This is a genomic window from Pseudoalteromonas sp. Angola-4 (genome assembly GCF_028599265.1).
Taxonomy (GTDB): Bacteria; Pseudomonadota; Gammaproteobacteria; order Enterobacterales; family Alteromonadaceae; genus Pseudoalteromonas; species Pseudoalteromonas atlantica.
This window is the reverse complement of sequence record NZ_JAQREK010000004.1, coordinates 256,085-275,935: the sequence shown is the minus strand read 5'-3', so window position 1 is coordinate 275,935 and position 19,851 is coordinate 256,085. Positions and strand designations below refer to the sequence as shown.

16 protein-coding genes are annotated in these 19,851 nt (G+C 42.1%); 12 read left to right on the top strand and 4 right to left on the bottom strand.

Translation table 11 applies throughout. The annotated features are described in order from the left end of the window. Positions 1-102 precede the first annotated feature (102 nt). The gene (locus PSH48_RS08120) at positions 103-699 is read left to right on the top strand and encodes a GGDEF domain-containing protein (protein ID WP_273611333.1); all 597 of its coding nucleotides are present in this window, start codon (positions 103-105) and stop codon (positions 697-699) included. Positions 700-709: 10 nt separating this feature from the next. On the opposite strand, the gene PSH48_RS08115 is transcribed toward PSH48_RS08120, so the two are convergent. The 3 genes from PSH48_RS08115 to PSH48_RS08105 all read right to left on the bottom strand — a co-directional run bounded on the left by PSH48_RS08115 (position 710) and on the right by PSH48_RS08105 (position 1,520). Continuing rightward, the gene (locus PSH48_RS08115; protein ID WP_273611332.1) at positions 710-928 is read right to left on the bottom strand and encodes a DUF6500 family protein; all 219 of its coding nucleotides are present in this window, start codon (positions 926-928) and stop codon (positions 710-712) included. Positions 929-1,073: 145 nt separating this feature from the next. After that, entirely contained in the window at positions 1,074-1,211 is a 138-nt protein-coding gene (locus tag PSH48_RS08110; RefSeq protein ID WP_273611331.1) for a hypothetical protein, read from the bottom strand. 57 nt (positions 1,212-1,268) lie between these two features. Continuing rightward, complete coding sequence (locus PSH48_RS08105) at positions 1,269-1,520, bottom strand: hypothetical protein (protein WP_004589590.1); 252 nt, start codon at positions 1,518-1,520, stop codon at positions 1,269-1,271. 316 nt (positions 1,521-1,836) lie between these two features. Between PSH48_RS08105 and PSH48_RS08100 the strand changes: the two genes are divergently transcribed. Continuing rightward, complete coding sequence (locus tag PSH48_RS08100) at positions 1,837-2,262, top strand: hemerythrin domain-containing protein (protein ID WP_004589589.1); 426 nt, start codon at positions 1,837-1,839, stop codon at positions 2,260-2,262. A gap of 84 nt (positions 2,263-2,346) precedes the next feature. Here the strand turns inward: PSH48_RS08100 and PSH48_RS08095 are convergent, their stop codons facing one another. Next, on the bottom strand, positions 2,347-2,760 hold the full coding sequence (locus PSH48_RS08095) for a hypothetical protein (protein WP_273611330.1): 414 nt from the start codon (positions 2,758-2,760) through the stop codon (positions 2,347-2,349). A gap of 348 nt (positions 2,761-3,108) precedes the next feature. Here PSH48_RS08095 and PSH48_RS08090 point away from each other — a divergent pair, with 348 nt between their 5' ends. From PSH48_RS08090 to PSH48_RS08045, 10 genes are all read left to right on the top strand, one after another. Further along, complete coding sequence (locus PSH48_RS08090) at positions 3,109-5,463, top strand: TonB-dependent receptor (RefSeq protein ID WP_273611329.1); 2,355 nt, start codon at positions 3,109-3,111, stop codon at positions 5,461-5,463. Positions 5,464-5,479: 16 nt separating this feature from the next. Continuing rightward, positions 5,480-7,633 (top strand): FAD-dependent oxidoreductase, encoded by a 2,154-nt coding sequence (locus tag PSH48_RS08085; protein ID WP_273611328.1) that lies wholly within the window; start codon positions 5,480-5,482, stop codon positions 7,631-7,633. A gap of 1 nt (position 7,634) precedes the next feature. Beyond that, entirely contained in the window at positions 7,635-8,453 is an 819-nt protein-coding gene (locus PSH48_RS08080) for a DUF547 domain-containing protein (RefSeq protein WP_273611327.1), read from the top strand. After that, on the top strand, positions 8,440-9,717 hold the full coding sequence (locus tag PSH48_RS08075; RefSeq protein ID WP_273611326.1) for an ABC transporter substrate-binding protein: 1,278 nt from the start codon (positions 8,440-8,442) through the stop codon (positions 9,715-9,717). Before PSH48_RS08080 ends, PSH48_RS08075 begins: the two co-directional genes overlap by 14 nt. Continuing rightward, positions 9,714-11,468: an ABC transporter permease gene (locus PSH48_RS08070; RefSeq protein WP_273611325.1), complete on the top strand. Its 1,755-nt coding sequence runs from the start codon at positions 9,714-9,716 to the stop codon at positions 11,466-11,468. The genes PSH48_RS08075 and PSH48_RS08070 overlap by 4 nt, the downstream gene beginning before the upstream one ends. 23 nt (positions 11,469-11,491) lie before the next feature. Next, positions 11,492-12,130: an ATP-binding cassette domain-containing protein gene (locus tag PSH48_RS08065; protein WP_273611324.1), complete on the top strand. Its 639-nt coding sequence runs from the start codon at positions 11,492-11,494 to the stop codon at positions 12,128-12,130. A 27-nt stretch (positions 12,131-12,157) separates the two neighbouring features. Then, entirely contained in the window at positions 12,158-12,802 is a 645-nt protein-coding gene (locus PSH48_RS08060) for a CDP-alcohol phosphatidyltransferase family protein (protein WP_054981733.1), read from the top strand. Further along, positions 12,795-13,586: a sterol desaturase family protein gene (locus PSH48_RS08055; protein ID WP_273611323.1), complete on the top strand. Its 792-nt coding sequence runs from the start codon at positions 12,795-12,797 to the stop codon at positions 13,584-13,586. The genes PSH48_RS08060 and PSH48_RS08055 overlap by 8 nt, the downstream gene beginning before the upstream one ends. A gap of 595 nt (positions 13,587-14,181) precedes the next feature. After that, a complete protein-coding gene (locus PSH48_RS08050) occupies positions 14,182-16,842 on the top strand; it encodes a glycoside hydrolase family 16 protein (RefSeq protein WP_273611322.1) in 2,661 nt (886 codons plus the stop codon). Between the two features lie 66 nt (positions 16,843-16,908). Then, positions 16,909-19,842, top strand: a complete 2,934-nt coding sequence (locus PSH48_RS08045; protein WP_273611321.1) for a TonB-dependent receptor — start codon at positions 16,909-16,911, stop codon at positions 19,840-19,842. Positions 19,843-19,851 lie beyond the last annotated feature (9 nt).

Genomic DNA, 19,851 nt, shown 5'->3' with positions numbered 1-19,851 from the left:
TCTGCGCCAGTAAGACCTTTACCAGCTTGCAGTTCAGCTAATGCTTTGTTGAAGTCGAAAGATTGAGTCATGTGTCACTCCTGTTTTCTTAATAATACTGAAATGACACAGATTTCTAAACACTACCGCTTAAGTGCCTCAATTGCCTTTATTTTGGTCATCGTGTCGTTATTTTTATTTTACCGCCAAATGCGCCAACGTAAAAAATACCATGCTATAGCATTAACCGACTACCTAACTAACAGCTTAAATCGGCGTGGCATTTTGCAAAAAGCAAATGAGTGTTTATCCCAGCAGAGCCTAGCAATAGCCATTGTCGATTTAGATTACTTTAAAGCTATTAACGACAAATTTGGCCACGATATAGGAGATTTAGTACTTATAAAATTTGCTCAAGCAGCAAAAGACACACTAAGTACTAACGATAAGTTTGGCCGCTATGGCGGCGAAGAGTGGCTATTCGTTTTAAAAACGCAAAGTCGCGATAAAATAAACAACTTTTTTGAAAATCTTGAAAATAAGTTAGCGCAGTACTGCAGTCATATTGAGGCATTGCCAAGTAAAACACACGTCACCTTTAGTGCTGGTGTGGCAATAAGTCATGCTAAAAGCGACTCACTTAGCGAGCTAATTAAACGTGCAGACCAACAACTCTATAAAGCAAAAGAAAATGGTAGAAACCAAATAGCAATCGCGTAAATATACGTTATTAGTCGCCTTCAATAATCATTTGTTTTATTTTTATCGCTTTTTCAAAGTGATCTAACTTATGGGTGTGTATCCACCACGTAGCGGCTTGCATCAACAGCTCAGGATCCGTATTTTTATTTGCAAAAAAAGCGTAAAAAGAAAGGCCTACGTTTTCGCCTTTGGCTGCTATTTTTTTATCGCACACAGCTATAATTTTTGCTTTTAGTTCTTCATGCATACATACCTTGTTTAATTGTATTTTAATTATCTAAATATACCGTTTAAAAAACTAACAATTAGCTGTAAAAGACTTCTATCAACAATACTATGATTCTCAAACTCTTTATTAGGCGTATTTACTTTTGTAGCTTTGCATTCATTATTTAGCGGCTCATTTTATGTATATTGGTTTCATAAGCTATATCAGCTTGCTCCATACATTGTGCAGAGCCCGCATAAGGCTTTGCCGCACAGCCAGTTAAAAATATACACAATGAAAATACAATTAAAAACGCTTTCATATTCAATCCTATTTTACGCACCCTTGTGCTTTAAATTATAGCTGTAAGTTTGCTTACTTAGTCGGCTATTAAAACAAGTAGATCAATAAAAAACACACCAACTTCATCAAAAAAAGTGTCGCCTTTAGCATCCTTTTTTATTTGAGCGCTTACACATTCATTGTAAACCTCTGAGCTTGTTTTAGCGCCATTTAGCTCAGTCATTTCTGCCTCTTGTATGCATACACGTCGTTCAGAATGCTCGGCTGTACTACATGCACTTAATAACGCGCACAGTAATAATGCTGTAGTGGGGCTTTTTAAGTTCATCCTTAAACTATCCTAATATCTAAAGTTTTATAAAAATATAGGTAAGGCAAGTATGTACAGCTTGTACCCAAATAATGCGCTACTTTACCATCTCAATAAAATACCCAACCAGTAAAAATATGTAAGCTTATGTAGCGTCAAAAGCAATCACCTCTTTTAATCTGAAAAAATTGCAGCTGTTTATGTGTAAAAGTTACAGAGCAACTCCATCCAAACCAGCCAAAAGTACATTAAAGTCAATTATATCAACACATTAAAATTTGGCACTGCGCTTGCTTTTAAAAGTTTATAAAGCAATTACAGCAAGGAAAGAGTTATGAATATTTTTGAAGCGCTACGTCACGACCACGATAAACAACGCGAGTTAGTAGATGCCCTTATTCAAACGCACGGCGATACGCAGCAGCGCCACAAGCTAATGGACGAACTAAAAACCGAATTAGAAGATCACGCAAAATTTGAAGAGCGTTATTTTTATAACCCACTCATGTTTGACGATTTAACGCACGAAAAAGCACGCCACAGTGTTGCTGAACACCATGAAATTGACGAATTAATAGAACAACTTGAAGACACCGAAATGAGCTCATCTGCTTGGTTAGTTGCAGCTAAAAAATTGCACCATTTAGTGCATCATCATTTAAGTGAAGAAGAACATGAAGTATTTCAATTAGCGGGTAAAGCCCTAACCGAAGGACAAAAAGAAAGCCTAGCTAAACAGTATAACGATGCCATGCATTAGTTATTAATTAAACCGACTTCCATACACTCCCTTGTGTACTTATTGGTTATAAGCCGTATGGCTTATAACCATTTTTTTGCAGCGCTACTTAATGGTAAATTTAACGTCTTGCTCGCGTAACACATACAGTGCAACACACGCTGCCCACATTGGCCACGCTGTAAAAAACAATAAGTTATTAAAGCCATCAATATACTGATTATAAGATGAAAGCGTAGAAAGGCCGTGCATTACAAATATAACGCCATAAGTAAGGCGCTTTTTAATACCCACTAAAAAAGCCAACACTAAAATAAGCTGTAACGCCCCCAGTACATAAGCAACCACATCTGTAGAGCCGCTAATACCATAAAAATGCTCAAAAATTCGTGCGCTATGCCCAGGGTTAACAAACTTATCAAACGTCCACATAATCATTACAATAAATACGCCTAGGCGTAGCGAAAAAAGCGACCACTGCAAACGATTTTGAAAGTCAGTACCTGTTGTACCAGTCATAAAATTTCCTTAAAACTAAATAATTTAATGTTGAAACTAGCAAGACCGCTCAACACATATTTTATTTCATCTTAATGTATAATTTTTTAATAAATTCTGTGCCCTGCTTTGCGTTTGTTTGCGTATAAAACCGCTATTTATAAATTACGACCTTATCATGGCAATAACTAACTACAGTATTTGTAAAACAAAAACATAGTGCCTAAAACTGAATAACGCTTTTGAGCAATGTGCTAAACTTTTAACGTTTCATTCTAAAAAACAAAAAGAATTAATATTTACTGAAAGTTATTCACAAAGCTGCAGGTCTTTATTGCCACATTCACACTAACCAAAATGAGAACCCTTTTGAAACATTCATATTTGGCACTTTTTATAGCCGCTTCACTCACACCTAATTTTTATGCTCATGCGGCACAATCTGCAGCTAATACCGACTCAATTGAACGTATTGAAGTAGCAGGCCAAACGATTAAATCTCAAGGGCTTTCTGTAAAACATGCCACTATTAACGGCCCCTTCGGCGACAACCTTGCACTGCAAGACATAGCACGCTCAGTCACGCCTATTTCAAGCGAGTTAATAGAGCAACTAAATATTACTACCCTACAAGACGTACTAGCAGTAAGCCCAAACACATACTCTGCAAGTGGCTTTGGTGCACCCAGCTTACCTACTATTCGTGGCCAGCTAGGTGAGCTTTTTCAAGATGGTACACGTCGTCAAGCGGGTAATAATGGCTTTGGCGTGCCGTTATCGTTCAACTCTATAGAACAAATAGATGTAGTAAAAGGCGCACCGCCGGTTTTATTTGGCTCAAGCCAACGTAACGGTGGTTTTGTAAATTTACACTCAAAGACTGCCTCTACAGATGAAAGTAAAGGTAAAATTAAGCTCTCAGCGGGGCGATGGGATCAATACAGTGCCCAGGTAGATTACACTGCCCCCATTATAAAAGATAAAGTGGGCCTAAGAGTAAGTTACGAGCACCTCGATGAAGGCAGCTACTACGATTACTCAGGCACTAAAAGCGACAGCTTATTTGCAGCAGTTAGAATTTTGCCAGATGATAAAAGCAGTTGGGATATTAACTTTGAGTTATACCAAGTTGAATTTACCGACAACGCCGGTATTAACCGCCCTACTCAAGCCTTAATTGATGATGGCCTTTATATTACCGGCCAAGGCGTGCAAGCCAATGGCAGTACCGTACCTGCAGCGGGTTCAATTGTTTCGCCTACTGGGCAAGTAAAAATAGATCGTAGCACCGTACTTACCGACCCTGATAACCAAAACGAAGCTACAACTTATTTAATTCACAGTATTTATAAGCGCGAGCTAAGTGCTAATGCCTCACTTAAAAACATTACGTATTTTCAGCATTTACAGCGTGAAGAAATAGCCCAAAACAGCTTCGTAGAAATTATAGACGGCGCCGATACAGCGCAAAACCGCACTGAGCTTACCTACCGTTGGAATAGTGACCAACAAACAATTTTTGCTTTTGACGTACGCTACAACAAAGTACTTGGCTACAGCCAATTTACTACCGAAGCCGATTTACCAATTGATTTAACTGGCCCACTTTCAAACCGTCGCATTCCCTTAACCGATGCACAAAAAGCACGTTTAGTAGAGCTAAGCCCAGGTGTATTTGTATCGCCTGGTGGTCAATACGATTTAGATAACGATGGCAGCGGCGACTTTAACCTATCAGACACCACCGATTCACGCTCATGGCAAACTGGGCTTGCTATTCAGCAAGACTCTGATTGGGGCGATAAACTTCATACCAGTGTGGGTTACCGCATTGACTTTTACGATGTAGAAGCAAACGACCCTATTGCACCACAAGGGCAAGTTGCCGCAAGCGACAGCATTAACGAAACCCTGCATTCTGGCCAAGTTAGCTTTAATTACAAATTAAATAGTGATTACACCACTTATGGTGCAGCAAGTTATAACGAAGCCACATCAAACAGTATGGCGGGCGGTACATCGCTTGGCAGCGATAATACAATTAGCGCACAAAATTTTGCAACCGAAAACACCTTAGTCGAGTTTGGCTTAAAGTACGCCCCTACCAATAGCGACTGGTACGCTGATGGCGCGGTATTTAGCCAGCGCCGTAGTTTACGTAATCGCGACGGCAGCAATACAGGTATTCGTACTACAGGTTTTGAAAGCCAAGTATTTTACGATGCCTACCCTTATTGGCTAAGTGCGGGTTACAGCTACATAGACGCTCGTTACGACAATTCTGCAAGCAGTCAAGATTCTGCTCAAGTAATCGATGCATTTGACAATTCACGCCCAGATATTATTGCAGGTACCGGCGTTGGCGCACCAAGTTTTACCGCGTTTGCACCTTCAAACCGCCAAGTTCAGGGCATTCCTGAGCAATCGTTCAGTTTTAACGGAAATTATTCAATTAATTCGAAATGGCAAATGGGTTTTTCAGGTCTATATACAAAGAGTTACCCATTAGACTTTTTAGCAACAGTTAAAATTCGTGATCAATACACGCTAAACGTTAATACTAGCTATGCTTTTACGCCTAGGACTAAGTTGCGATTAGATGTAAACAATGTCACTAATCAAAAAAACTGGCGCCCTGTATTTGAAGGTGGTTACTTTGGTGCAACATTGGCATTTCCAGAACTGCCAATAAACGCAAAATTAACACTAACCCATAATTTTTAAGAGCGGTTGAGAGAACATGATTAAAAAACTATTTTTGGTATTGATTGCAGCAGCGGCTATAGGCTTGTTCTTTCACTTTAATTTACACCAGTTACTTACGCTTGAAGGCTTAAAAGGCTCGATGGATCAATTTAGCCAATATAAAGAGCAATCGCCATTATTGGTTTTTGGTGGCTTCTTTTTATTATACGTAGTGGTAACGGCTCTCTCATTACCGGGGGCGGCTATATTAACACTAGCCGCAGGTGCGTTATTTGGCTTAGTTGAAGGCTTATTGGTTGCCTCTTTTGCCTCTACGGTAGGTGCTACGCTTGCCTTTTTAGTATCGCGTTACTTATTGCGCGATACAATTAAACAACGTTTTCCTGAGCGCTTAGACGCTATTGACGCAGGCGTTGAAAAAGAAGGTGGCTTTTACTTATTTACGCTTAGGCTAGTGCCAGTATTTCCGTTCTTTTTAATTAACTTATTGATGGGTGTTACCGCCATTAAAGCATGGACCTTTTACTGGGTAAGCCAAGTAGGCATGCTGGCGGGTACATTTGTATTTGTAAACGCAGGTACGCAACTTGCGCAAATTGAGAGCTTATCAGGCATTTTATCGCTCGATCTTATTTTATCGTTCGCTTTATTGGGTGTGTTCCCTTTTATTGCTAAAGGAATCTTAAACGTGTTTAAAAAACGTCGCGTATACAAAAATTACACTAAACCTAAAAAGTTTGACCGTAACATAATTGTTATTGGCGCAGGTGCTGGAGGCTTAGTAACAAGCTACATTGCAGCAGCAGTTAAAGCCAAAGTAACCCTAATTGAAGCCGGCGAAATGGGTGGCGACTGTTTAAACTACGGGTGTGTGCCAAGTAAAGCTGTTATTAAAAGCGCTAAAATTGCCGAGCAAATTCGCCACGGTGAACACTACGGCCTAGAAAACATGGCACCACAGTTTTCGTTTAAAAAAGTAATGGCACGTGTACACCAAGTAATTGCCGACATCGCCCCGCACGACAGCGTTGAGCGTTACACTAACCTAGGCGTAGATGTAGTTAAAGGCTACGGTAAATTATTAGACCCGTGGACTGTAGAAATTAAGCTTAACGACGGTGGCACGCAAACATTAACCGCCCGTACTATTGTTATTGCCACAGGCGCACGCCCATTTGTACCGCCACTTCCTGGTATTGAAGAAACAGGCTATGTAACAAGCGATACTTTATGGACTAAATTTGCTGAACTTGAAGAAGCCCCTAAAAAGCTTGTTGTACTTGGCGGCGGCCCAATTGGGTGTGAACTTGCACAAAGTTTTGCACGCTTAGGCTCAAATGTTACGCAAATTGAAATGGCAGAGCGTATTATGATCAAAGAAGACCTAGAAGTGTCTACCTTTGCTCACGAAGCGCTTATTGAGAGCGGCGTAAACATTTTAACATCGCATCAGGCACTACGCTGTGAAGCGCGCGACGGTAAAAAATTCATTGTGGTAAAACATAACGATACCGAAATCGATATTGAATACGATGAGCTACTATGTGCTGTGGGCCGAAGCGCTCGCCTTAAAGGTTACGGCCTTGAAGGACTTGGTATAGAAACTAACCGTACTGTAGTCACTAACGAATACCTTGAAACGCTTTACCCTAACATTTTTGCCGCTGGCGATATTGTTGGCCCGTATCAGTTTACGCACGTAGCCGCTCATCAGGGTTGGTACGCAGCAGTAAATGGCTTATTTGGTAATCTTAAAAAGTTTAAAGTAGATTACCGTGTAATCCCGTGGACTACATTTATTGACCCAGAAGTAGCACGTGTTGGCTTAAACGAGCAAGACGCTATTGATAAAGGCATTGACTATGAAATCACTCGCTTTGAATTTGAAGAGCTAGACCGCGCCATTACCGACAGCGCCACCAAAGGCTTTATTAAAGTAATTACACCAAAAGGCAAAGACAAAATACTCGGTGTTACTGTGGTATCTGAGCACGCTGGCGATTTAATAGCTGAATTTGTACTGGCAATGAAACACGGTTTAGGCCTTAACAAAATACTAGGCACAATTCACAGCTACCCTACTTGGGCTGAAGGTAACAAGTACGCTGCAGGCGAGTGGAAACGCGCTCACGCACCTGAAAAAGTACTTAACATGCTTGAAAAATACCACGCATGGCGCAGAGGCTAATATGTTTAAAACACCTTTAAAAGCGCTACTGTTAGGGTCTGCTTTACTTGCAACATCGTTTGCAACGTCATTTTCGGCCCAAGCTCAAAATATGCACGAGGGCTGGAACGCATTATTAAACAACCATGTTGTAGCTATTAATCATGGCCACAGCACAGAGGTTGATTACGCAGCAATAAAAGCTAAGCACAGCGAGCTTAAAAGCTATTTAGATTTGTTATCGGCTGTTACGCAAAATGAGTTTGATACATGGGAAAAACCAAAGCAGCTGGCGTTTTTAATCAACGCATATAACGCCTTTACTGTTGAGCTAATATTAACAAAATACCCAAACCTTAAATCAATTAAAGATTTAGGCAGCTTTTTTAGCTCACCATGGAGCAAAGAGTTTGTGCCATTACTTGGTAAAACGCGCAGCCTTGATGATATAGAGCATGGTTTAATACGTGGCAGTGGTAAATACAACGACCCACGTATTCACTTTGCTGTAAATTGCGCAAGCATTGGCTGCCCAGCACTTCGTGAAGAAGCCTACACAGCCACTGATTTAGAAAGCCAATTGCAAGCGCAAACGGTGCGTTTTTTATCAGATACAACCCGCAATATAGCGCAAGGTAATACGCTAAGTGTATCTTCAATATTTAAGTGGTACGGCGAGGATTTTGAACAAGGCTTTAAAGGTGCAAATACGCTGCAGCAGTTTTTTTTGCAATACCCTAAAGCACTAAAACTGGTACCCGCTCAGCAAAAAGCGCTTAAAAATAACGACATGAAAGTTAAGTTTTTAGACTACAACTGGGATTTAAATGCTCGCGAATAAATGTTGGCAAACATTATCGCGATACAGCTTTTGCTGTGTCGCTTTTTGCATTTGCCTTGTTATTAGCTTTAAAAGCCTAGCAAGTACACAACTACAAAGCCGTTGGCAACAAATAGAAAGCTTAGGTAAAAACCAAAGCGTATATTTTTATGCGTGGGGCGGCGATGCGCAAATAAATGCATATATTAAATGGGCTGCGCAGCAAGTAAAAGCCAAATACAACATTAACTTAGTACATGTAAAACTCAGTGATACCAGCGAAGCCGTAAGCCGGGTACTTGCCGAAAAATCAGCAAACAATAACGATAAAGGCAGCGTAGATTTAATTTGGATAAACGGTGCTAACTTTGCCACCATGAGCGAGCACTCATTATTACTTAAACAATGGGCTAATAAGCTGCCTAATTTTAGCTACACCGACCCTAGCAATAACCCCGCTGTTAATTTTGATTTTGGAATACCCACCAACGGGATGGAAGCACCTTGGGGCCAAGCATCGCTCACCTTTTACTACGACAGTTTAGCAATCGACGGCACTGCAAATAACACACTACCAACAACCCTAAACCAATTACTTAGCTGGAGCGCACAAAATCCAGGGCGCTTTAGCTACCCAAAGCCGCCTGACTTTTTAGGCATGAGCTTTTTAAAATACGCGCTTGTTATGCTACATCAACAAAGTGATGAAACACTTAAAGCACTGTTAAATCAGCCAGCTACTGCACAAAACACAGCCCAAGTATTAAACCCATTATGGGACTTTTTAAATAAGCTGCACCCAACACTTTGGCGCGGCGGTAAACACTTTATGCAAAGTGGTGCACAAATGCGCCGCTTAGTAGGCGACACAGAGCTAAGCATAGCATTTACGTTTTCAGCACCCGAAGTGCCCGCAGCCGTTAAACGCTATGATTTACCAAAAAGTATTCGCAGTTATGCAATGCAAGATGGCAGTTTAAGTAACACCCACTTTGTGGCTATTCCTTATAATGCAAGCCACCAGCAAGGTGCGCAGTTAGTGGCTAATTTTTTATTAAGCCCAGAGGCGCAAGCTCAAAAACAAAAAGCGCCTATATGGGGCGATAAAAGTGTACTTATTCAATCAACGCTAACACCACAGCAACAAGCCTTATTTAAAACAACGCAACCGCATCCAAGCGCGCTGCCTTTAAATAGTATTAAACGCACGCTAAGTGAGCCACACCCAAGCTGGGTAAATGCTATTTTGCAAGGTTGGCAAGCGCGTTTTGGAGTAAACCAATGAGTGTTGTTTCAAATAAGTTAGCAGCGAGCTCAACGCTTAAACCACATAAAAGCGCCGATATGTTTAGCAAATTAGTGACATTAAGCCCACGCTTTTTACTGGCATTGCTTATTTTACCTGTAATAGGCGGCTTAATTAGCGTGCTATTGCCCGCTTTTGGTTATGCGCCGGTACTTGAGCACACAACACTTGGCCTACATGGCTTTACTATGCTCATGCAAACACCCGGCCTAACACACATGGTTATGCTAAGTGTTGGCAGCGGATTAATAAGTACCTTACTAGCCTTTACCATTACATTAATGATTTTAGCGGCATTTTTTAATAGCCCGTGGCTTAACCGTATTCAGCGTTTATTGAGCCCGATACTGGTAATTCCCCACGCGGCAGCGGCTATTGCGGTTGGTTTTTTAATTGCTCCTTCGGGAATGATCTCGCGCTTAGTATCGCCTTGGTTTAGTGGGTGGGAACTTGCGCCTAACGGCATGTTTCCGCACGACGCGTTTGGAATTAGTATAATTTTAGGCTTAACGCTTAAAGAGCTGCCTTTTTTACTGTTAATGGCGCTAGGTGTGCTTGCCCAACCTGAGCTTGGCAAAAAACTGCGCCAACAACATAAAGTAGCGCTTAATTTAGGCTACTGCCCTATGACGGCTTTTTTTAAAGTAGTATTACCAAGCCTTTACCCATTGCTGCGCCTACCCATTTTAGCCGTATTAGCTTATGCCAGTGCAAGTGTAGAAATGCCACTTATTTTGGGGCCAAATACACCACCCACATTAGCTGTAGCTATAATGCACTGGTTTAACGATGTAGATTTAAACCTGCGTATTAAAGCCTCTGCAGGGGCATTATTGCAGCTTGTACTTACTGGTGGTTTGCTAGCACTTTGGCTTGGCGGCGAAAAAGCCATAAAAGCATTATTTAGTGATTTACTCACCAATGGCGAGCGAGAATATGGCGGTGTGTATTGGCAAAAAATAACGACCGTATTAACAGTATTTGTAATTGGCTTTATTTTGCTTTCATTAATTGGCTTAATTATGTGGTCGGTTGCCGGATTTTGGCGTTTTCCGGCGGCACTGCCCGAGCAGCTCACGCTACTTCACTTTAAAAGTGCGCTAATGCAAATGCAACACCCGCTTTTTAATACCCTTGCGATAGGGTTAGTAACTACGTTATTTGCCATTATTATTACCCTTTTGTGCTTAGAGTCAGAGCAGTTAAGTGCCAAACCCATGTCGCGCTTTACCAGCTTAATTATTTATTTACCGCTGCTTGTACCAAGTATTGCGTTTTTATTTGGCCTAGTGTGGCTGCAACAACTAGTAAATAACCAGGCCGCGTTTTTTAATGTGGTATTTACCCATTTATTGTTTGTACTACCGTATGTGTTTTTATCGCTTGCGAGCAGTTATAGGCGCTTAGACCCTCGCTTTGCTCATGTAGCAGCAAGCCTTGGCGCAACGCCCTGCAAAGTGTTTTTACAAGTAAAATTGCCCCAGTTATTTGCTCCTATTTTAATTGCGGCGGCACTTGGTTTAGCCATTAGCTTTGGCCAATATCTCCCTACGCTTTTAGCCGGTGGCGGGCGCATAGCAACCATCACAACCGAAGCGGTTACCCTTGCTAATGGCGCAAGTAGGCGTACCAGTGCAGTGTATGCCATTATGCAAATGGCATTGCCACTCATTGGCTTTATACTGGCGTGGGTGTTACCTAAGTACTTTTTTAAAAGCGCCCATCGCTAACCCATAAATTAAAAGGCTTTTTAATGCAGTCATCTTTAGAGATTAAAAATTGTGAGCTTTATCGTCAAAACCAGCAATTACTTAGCTTAAACGAGCAGGTAAAAGGCGGCGAAATACTCACTGTTATGGGGCCATCAGGCAGTGGTAAATCAAGTTTATTAAATTGGCTTACCGGCACATTACCCAGTGGTTTTAGCGCAAATGGCGAAGTGTGGCTTAACGGCGAAAATATTAATAACTTACCCGCACATTTACGCCACATAGGCGTGCTTTATCAAGATGCGTTATTATTTTCGCATTTATCGGTAAGCGGTAACATTGCCTTTGCTATGCCTAAAGGCAATAAAAAACAGCGCCTTGAAAAAATAGAGCACGCCCTTGAACAAGTTGGATTAAAAGGCATGGCTAATCGCCACCCCGACAACCTCTCAGGTGGGCAACAAGCCCGCGTTGCTTTATTGCGTATGCTATTGAGCGAGCCAAAAGCTATTTTACTTGATGAGCCCTTTAGCAAGCTCGATACCCAATTAAGAGTAGATACGCGCGAGCTAGTATTTAGCCAAATACGCGAGCATAAATTGCCCGCTATTATGGTAACTCACGATCATAGCGATGCAGAGGCCGCAAACGGCAAACTGATCACCTTAAATTTAGTCAAGTAAACGCACAAAAAGCACAAGGCACCAAGCATGTTAGACAAATACATCACCCCAGTAATAAAGCCACTGTTAACCCCTGTTGTGGCGTTAATGCACAAACGCGGTATAACGCCCGACCAACTTACTGTGGCAGGCTTTTTAATAGGCCTATTAGCTGTGCCATTAATTGCGTATGAAATGTGGTATGCAGCGTTAACGGCTATTGCTTTAAATCGTATTTTAGATGGGCTAGATGGTGCATTAGCACGCCATGCAAATTTAAGTTCAAGCGCTGGCGGCTTTTTAGATATTACCCTCGACTTTTTATTTTATGCGGCAATTCCGCTTGGCTTTATTTTGGCAAACCCTGAGCAAAACGCGATTGCAGGTAGCATATTACTGGCCACTTTTATAGGCACTGGCTCAAGCTTTTTAGCCTTTGCCATAGCCGCCGAAAAATTTAAGCTCGAAAAACCCCAGTTTAAATACAAAAGCTTTTACTATTTAAATGGTTTAACCGAAGGCACAGAAACCATCGCGCTGTTTATTGCTTTTTGTATTTGGCCGCAGCACTTTGCCCTAATGGCGAGTATTTTTGCCACTGCGTGCGCTATTACTATTTTTACACGTATACATGGTGGTTATAACACGCTTAAACGCCAAGAAGCTGATGAGGTTAAACAAACCAATGAGTAATGAAATTTGGTGGCGATTAGGGTTCTTTTTTAGCATTTTGGTTATTATGATGCTGCTAGAATCGCGTATGCCTGCCCGTAAATCGCCGATAAAAAGTACCACCCGATGGTTGGCCAATTTTGGACTGGTGTTTGCAGCCTCTGTAATTGCTCGCTTAAGTGTACCAATAGGCTTAACTGCCGTAGCGCTTTATAACCAAGAGCACGGCATTGGTTTATTTAATCAAATAGCCACACCAAGTAGTGTTGCTATTATTATAAGTATATTACTGCTTGATATAGTTATTTATTGGCAGCACCGGCTTTTTCATCAAGTGCCTATTTTGTGGCGTTTGCACCGTGTGCACCACGCCGATGCCCATGTAGATACCAGCACAGGTTTGCGCTTTCACCCTATCGAAATTGTGCTCAGCATACTTATAAAATTGATTGCCGTTACCGCTTTAGGAGTACCTGCTATTGCAGTATTAATATTTGAAATAGCACTTAATGGATTAGCGCTGTTTAACCACGCCAATATACGTTTACCCAATGCCATAGAAAAACCACTTCGGCTCATATTAATGACCCAAATACTGCATCGTATTCACCATAGTCAACGCGTGAGCGAAACCAATTCAAACTATGGATTTAGCGTTATTTGGTGGGATAAACTGTTTGGTAGTTACAAAAATGAAGCGCAAAAAGCCGATAACGACATAGATATAGGCTTAAAAGAATACCCTAACCCGCAGCAAAACGCCTCGCTGTGGGGCTTACTAATTATGCCGTTTAAACGTAAATAAGCTGCCATTTCAAGTGGCTACAATACTATAAAAATAAACAATAAATTATGGGGTAAATGCGTATTTAAATTTACCCATTTACCTTATTAAACCCCGCCAAAGCCTTATTCCCTTTAATTTAACCTTTACAAGCTAATCGCTTTAAAGGGTTTACTAACCTATTGAATGCTATACCACTTTCACTTTTTTTAACTTTCGTTTTTTGTAAAAAAGCAAAATTACACGCCATATAGTTAGCCTAATACGGGTAAATCATCGCAATTAGCGCTAAATGTAATTGCTGCAGGTCACTTTAATATTTACCGCTTAAGTAAAATATTAATAGATGTATTAAAAATGCAACATTTCAAATAATGTAAGCTGTTAAATTTATTAGCGATTTAGTTAATAACTCCAATTGGTAAACTGGTCTTACCGTAAACTAAATGTAAATAAAACACACAAATATGTTGACCATTTACGTAGTGCGCAATACTATTTGTAAGCGCTTACAAAAACACATGATAAATGTAAGCGCTTACAAAAATAAATATGGTTCTTTTTAATAAGTTTAAACACACATTCTGACAACAATCTGTGAAACCGGGGTTCAGCTATGAACATTGAAAAAACACACATTGCTCGCTTACTGGCTGCTATTTCGTTAGCGTCTTTAGCTGGCTGTGGTGGCGACTCAGCCACAACATCTAATTTTGAAAATATCGACGCTTCTGAGCCAGTTTCAGATTGGCAACTAGTATGGAGCGACGAGTTTGAAGACTCAGCCATTGATACTAATAAGTGGAACTTTGAATTAAACTGCGATGGCGGTGGTAACAACGAAAAACAATGTTACACCGATAACGAAGAAAACGCCTTTATACAAGACGGTGTGTTAAACATTGTTGCCCTACCCGCGACAGAAGGCGCTGAAAAGCCCTACACTTCTGCGCGTTTAAATACCCGTTACAATGCTGATTTTACTTATGGCCGCTTTGAAGTGCGCGCAAAGCTCCCTTCGGGGCAAGGCAGCTGGCCTGCGTTTTGGATGCTACCAACCGATGAAGAATACGGTACATGGCCACGCTCAGGCGAAATTGATATTTTAGAATCAGTAAACCTAAAAACCGCTGACGAAGATGGCGGTGTTGAATCAAGCATTCATGGCACATTGCATTACGGCCGCGCTTGGCCAGATAACAGCTACACAGGCCAAGAGTACAAATTTCCTGAAGATAGCAACCCAGCAGATGACTTTCATACTTACGCAGTAGAGTGGCAAGAAGGTGAAATACGCTGGTACGTTGATGGCTACCTATATGCCACACAGCGCCAATCAGAAGTATTATATAATTCCAAAGGCGAAGCCGCAGGTTTGAAACATCGCGGTTGGTTTGCAGAGTATTTTGAACAAGGTTCTGGCGAGCTAGAAACTCATTGGGATAGCGCTCCTTACGATAAGGACTTTCACTTACTGTTAAATTTAGCAGTAGGCGGCGACTGGCCTGAAAACGTAAATGAGTTAGGCGTAGATGCCAGCGCATTTGAAAACGGCCAAACGTTTGCAATTGACTACGTACGTGTTTATCAATGTGCATCAAACCCAGATACCGGCAAAGGGTGTGAAACTATTCGCCCAGGTTACGATAGCCTAGACGATGCCCTGCTAGAGGGCGAAGCGCCTATTCCTAGCCCGCCATCTACAGGTATTGCTACACCGTTAACTATTTTTGGCGACAGCTTTAACCCTAACTGGCCAGCATGGGATTGTTGTGGTGGCTCTACACCTGCAATTGTAAGTGATGAAGAGCAAGGCGACGTTGTTGAATTTACAATAGGCAGCGAGCCTACAGTGGTTGGTTTTATTAGCCGCGATGCGTTTATTACTGACGAAAACGGCGCTGCAACACCTTTTGATGCATCACCTATGCTAGAAGAAGGCTACGTACGCTTTAAAATGAAAGTAACCAGCGCACCAAGCGTGCCAGACACACCTTGGTTTGTAAAACTTGAAAGCACAGAAGCCTCAACCGATGCTGATATGCCGCTTACAAGTAGCGTTGAAGGCCAAGCACCTGTAGTAGGTCAGTGGCAAACCTATACATTTTTACTTTCTGACCTTGCTGACTTAGATTTAGATATCAGCGCAATTGACGTACTTATGGTATTTCCTGAGTGGGGCACGGGCGAAGGCGCAACCTTTTTAATTGACGACGTTGAGATTACACAAGACAACCTAGGCGCATCACCAGAGCTAACTATTTTTGAAGATGAGCAAAACCTAGCATGGCCAATGTGGGATTGTTGTGGTGGCTCAACGCCTATCGAAGTGGTAGATGATGAAGCGCACGGTGTAACCGCTGAATTTAGTATTGGTGCAGAGCCTACAGTAATGGGCTTTAACAGCCGTACTGAAGTAGGTGGTGCAGGTGAGTCATTTGATGCAAGCAGCATTTTAGATGAAGGCGTTATACAGTTTGACTTAAAAGTAACGTCTACTCCTAGCGACCCGTCAACTGCGTGGTTATTTAAAGTAGAGGCAAATGGTGCAACTTCATTTGCAGAACTTGAGCTAACGCAAAGTGTTGAAGGTGTAGCGCCAGTGACTGGCGAGTGGCAAACTTATACATTTAAGTTATCAGATCTCGCAGGTGCAGGCCTTGATGTAAGTGCAATTGATGTACTTATGATTTTTCCGGCATGGGGCGCAGGTGAAGGCGCGGTTTACCGTGTAGATAACGTTAAAATTTACAACCCTAATGCAGCGCCCGTTGCCTCTGGTGAGCTAAACGTATTTACAGATACAGTCGCCGATCAGTGGAGCATATGGGATTGCTGTGGTGGTTCAACACCTACTACAGAAACCGACGATGATCAGCACGGCGCAGTGGCTCAGTTTAGCATTGGTGCAACACCTACTGTAATGGGCTTTTTAGCCGATGAAGGCGTATCGTTTGATGCATCAGCCCTGATAGAAAATGGCGTTGTACAGTTTGATTTAAAAGTAATAACAGCACCTTCAAACGTGGATGCACAATGGTTATTTAAAATTGAATCAATTGGCGCTTCAAGCGCAGTAGAGCTGGCATTAACGCAAAGCAATGAAGGGCAAACACCTGTTACAGGCGAATGGCAAACATACACCTTCCCTATTGGGCAACTATTTGATGCGGGCTTAGATATTAGCGCTATAAACGTGCTCATGGTATTTCCTACGTGGGATATGGGCAACGGCGCACTATACCGCATAGATAACGTGATTATCGCGAATCCATAAAAACACACTACAATAGGCGCATGGCGCCTATTGCTACACAACAACATTTTATAAAGCAGAGCTATTATGAACACATTCAATTTTAAAAAGAGCCAACTCGCGGCTTCTGTGTCTCTTATCATTGCTGCAAGCACGTTAAATACGGCCATTGCTGCCGAAGCAGACACTGCAGCATCTCCTGATGTAGAAGTTATTGAAGTAAAAGGTATTCGTGGTTCACTTATTCGTTCTATGGATATGAAACGTGATTCATCGGGCGTGGTAGATGCCATTTCAGCAGAAGAAATGGGTAAATTTCCAGATACCAATTTAGCAGAATCATTACAGCGCATTACCGGTGTATCGGTGAGCCGTGCAAACGGTGAAGGTAGCCAAATTACCGTACGTGGTTTTGGCCCAGAGTTTAACTTAATTACGCTAAACGGCCGCCAAATGCCAGGCACAGGTTATACGCGTTCGTACAACCTTGAAAACATTGCCTCTGAAGGCGTAAGTGCGCTAGAAGTATTTAAAACAGCGCGCGCCGATGTACCAAGCGGTGGTTTAGGTGCTACAGTTAATATTTCTACTGCGCGCCCTTTTCAAAAGCCAGGTCAAAATTTTTCAGCCACGGTTAAAGCAAATCACGACTCATCAAACGAAGCCGGTGATGATGTAACCCCGGAGCTTTCTGCTGTTTATAGCAACACATTTGCAGATGACAGATTTGGTTTTGGTTTTTCGTTTTCGCACCAAGAACGCGACTTTCAAAAACAACGCGCCAATATCCAAGGTTGGCAAGCCAATGTTGATTTACCTGAATTAGATAGCAGTAACGTTGTTGATAACCGTACTGACCCATCAGGTAACTACTACTTCCCTAAAGACATGAACTACTCTATTGAAGATGTAGAGCGTGAACGTACTAACGGCCAAGTTACTTTTCAATTTGAACCTGTTGATGGCTTTGTAGCCACCTTAGATTACACAGCAAGTAAAGCGGTTACGGGCTCTGAAAGTATTGGTTGGGGTATTTGGAACGACTTTGGTAGCAATATTAATGGCTACGAGCTTGATGAAAACGGCACCGCTGTTTATGCCGATATTAGCGGTAACGATGCCTCGTTTACAGCCAACAAAGGCACCACAGAAGTAAAAGCACGCTCTATTGGTTTAAACCTAGAGTGGGAAATTAACGACACGTGGCACGTTGAACTTGATTACCATGACTCTAAAAATGAAACCGATAACGGCGCCGATGACGGGCTAGGCAGTACTGGCCAAGTGATTTTAGGCTCTGATCAGCTAGCAAACAAAATTTACGATTACCGCGCAGGCGAAATTCCAAGTGCTCAAGTTAACTGGTTAAACGGCACAAGTGAATTAACGCCAGGCGAAATTGACTCTAACTTTAGCCAATTTACGCACTCGCCGGGTGAATCAAACATTGAGCAATTACAATTACATACCACTTGGTACAATGAAAACTTTGATATTGGCCTAGTTAAAGTGAAATTTGGTGCATCGCGCACTGAGCAAAACACCGGTGGTTACACTGCATGGAGTGGCTTAGTGGGTGGCCCAGGCTTTAACCCATCGTACACAGAAATATTCCCAGATAGCATGTTTACTCGCCACGATACGTCGGGCCTTTTAGATCAATTTGATGGCGGCGGCAGCAACTTACAACCAGGTTACTACTACACCTACGATTTTGACGAAGCAGTGGCTCGCCAAATGGCTTACCTAACTTCTGATGTAACCGGTGGCGATGCATACGCAGCCAATGCTTACATGGATGGAATTGATAGCGAAAGCTACGTAGAAGAAATTACAAACAGCTTTTATATTCAATCAAGCTGGGAGTTTGATGTAAGCGATTACTACGTAAAAGTAAATGCAGGCCTGCGCTACGAGCAAACAGATGTAACCAGCACAGTACGCCAACGTGTTGAAGAACAAGTAAACTGGATCAGCGCCTCAGAATGGATAATGCAATATGCAGCCGGCGGCGATGATAACTTCTTAGAGCAGCAAGGCGATTACGACATATTATTACCGTCAATCGATGTAAGTGTTGATTTAACCGAAGACGTTGTAGCCCGTGTTTCATGGGGTAAAACTATGTCGCGTGCACCACTGGGAGATTTAGCCGGTGGCCGTAGCTTAACAGGCAGCCCAAAACCTGGCTCGCGCACGGGTAGCCAAGGTAATACAAATTTATTGCCGTTTGAATCAACCAATCTCGACTTATCATTAGAGTATTACTACGCAGAAGGCAGCTACGCCTCTGTTGGTTACTTTAAAAAAGACGTAGATAACTTTATTCAAACCACCATTACGCAAACCACGATTGAAGGTCTATACGACATTTTAAACGGCCCGCGTTACTTACAAGCAGTTAGCGATATTGAATCGCGCGGCGAGCAAGCAACCACCGATGCTATTTTTGCGCAAATGATTAGCAATGGTTATGGCAATGCGAATGGCGTCATTGAGCCAAATAGTGATGACCCACTTATGGTATGGAACATAAGCCAACCACAAAACACCGACAGCAAATCGGTAGATGGTTTTGAAGTGGCTGTTCAGCATTTAATTGGCGAAACTGGTTTTGGTGTAGGTGTTAATGCCACGTTTGTAGATGGCGATGTAGAATTTGATAGCGAAAGCCTAGACCAACAAGCTCCGCTTACAGGTTTAAGTGACTCAGCTAACTTTCAAGGCTTTTACGAAAAAGACGGCCTATCGGTTAAAATTACTTACGCATGGCGCGACTCGTACTTAATTGGTGTAGGCCAGGCACAAGGCTCAGCCGATGCACCACCGCAATATGCTAAAGCCTACGGCCAATGGGATATGAGCGTAAACTACGATGTAAACGAAAACGTAACGGTATTTTTTGATGGCATAAACTTAAATAATGCCACCGAAGAAGGCTACGGCCGTTACGAAGAGCAGTTTTTATTTGCTAATCAGTACGGCCCACGCTACTCAATTGGTGCCCGTTACACGTTTTAAACTATTCCC

Excerpts from the sequence above, each read along its gene's own strand:
- PSH48_RS08080 (WP_273611327.1), top strand. The coding sequence starts at position 7,635 with ATGTTTAAAACACCTTTAAAAGCGCTACTGTTAGGGTCTGCTTTACTT.
- PSH48_RS08060 (WP_054981733.1), top strand. The coding sequence starts at position 12,158 with ATGTTAGACAAATACATCACCCCAGTAATAAAGCCACTGTTAACCCCT.
- PSH48_RS08095 (WP_273611330.1), bottom strand. The coding sequence starts at position 2,760 with ATGACTGGTACAACAGGTACTGACTTTCAAAATCGTTTGCAGTGGTCG.
- PSH48_RS08050 (WP_273611322.1), top strand. The coding sequence starts at position 14,182 with ATGAACATTGAAAAAACACACATTGCTCGCTTACTGGCTGCTATTTCG.
- PSH48_RS08115 (WP_273611332.1), bottom strand. The coding sequence starts at position 928 with ATGCATGAAGAACTAAAAGCAAAAATTATAGCTGTGTGCGATAAAAAA.
- PSH48_RS08105 (WP_004589590.1), bottom strand. The coding sequence starts at position 1,520 with ATGAACTTAAAAAGCCCCACTACAGCATTATTACTGTGCGCGTTATTA.
- PSH48_RS08055 (WP_273611323.1), top strand. The coding sequence starts at position 12,795 with ATGAGTAATGAAATTTGGTGGCGATTAGGGTTCTTTTTTAGCATTTTG.
- PSH48_RS08120 (WP_273611333.1), top strand. The coding sequence starts at position 103 with ATGACACAGATTTCTAAACACTACCGCTTAAGTGCCTCAATTGCCTTT.
- PSH48_RS08070 (WP_273611325.1), top strand. The coding sequence starts at position 9,714 with ATGAGTGTTGTTTCAAATAAGTTAGCAGCGAGCTCAACGCTTAAACCA.
- PSH48_RS08085 (WP_273611328.1), top strand. The coding sequence starts at position 5,480 with ATGATTAAAAAACTATTTTTGGTATTGATTGCAGCAGCGGCTATAGGC.
- PSH48_RS08065 (WP_273611324.1), top strand. The coding sequence starts at position 11,492 with ATGCAGTCATCTTTAGAGATTAAAAATTGTGAGCTTTATCGTCAAAAC.
- PSH48_RS08045 (WP_273611321.1), top strand. The coding sequence starts at position 16,909 with ATGAACACATTCAATTTTAAAAAGAGCCAACTCGCGGCTTCTGTGTCT.
- PSH48_RS08110 (WP_273611331.1), bottom strand. The coding sequence starts at position 1,211 with ATGAAAGCGTTTTTAATTGTATTTTCATTGTGTATATTTTTAACTGGC.
- PSH48_RS08100 (WP_004589589.1), top strand. The coding sequence starts at position 1,837 with ATGAATATTTTTGAAGCGCTACGTCACGACCACGATAAACAACGCGAG.
- PSH48_RS08075 (WP_273611326.1), top strand. The coding sequence starts at position 8,440 with ATGCTCGCGAATAAATGTTGGCAAACATTATCGCGATACAGCTTTTGC.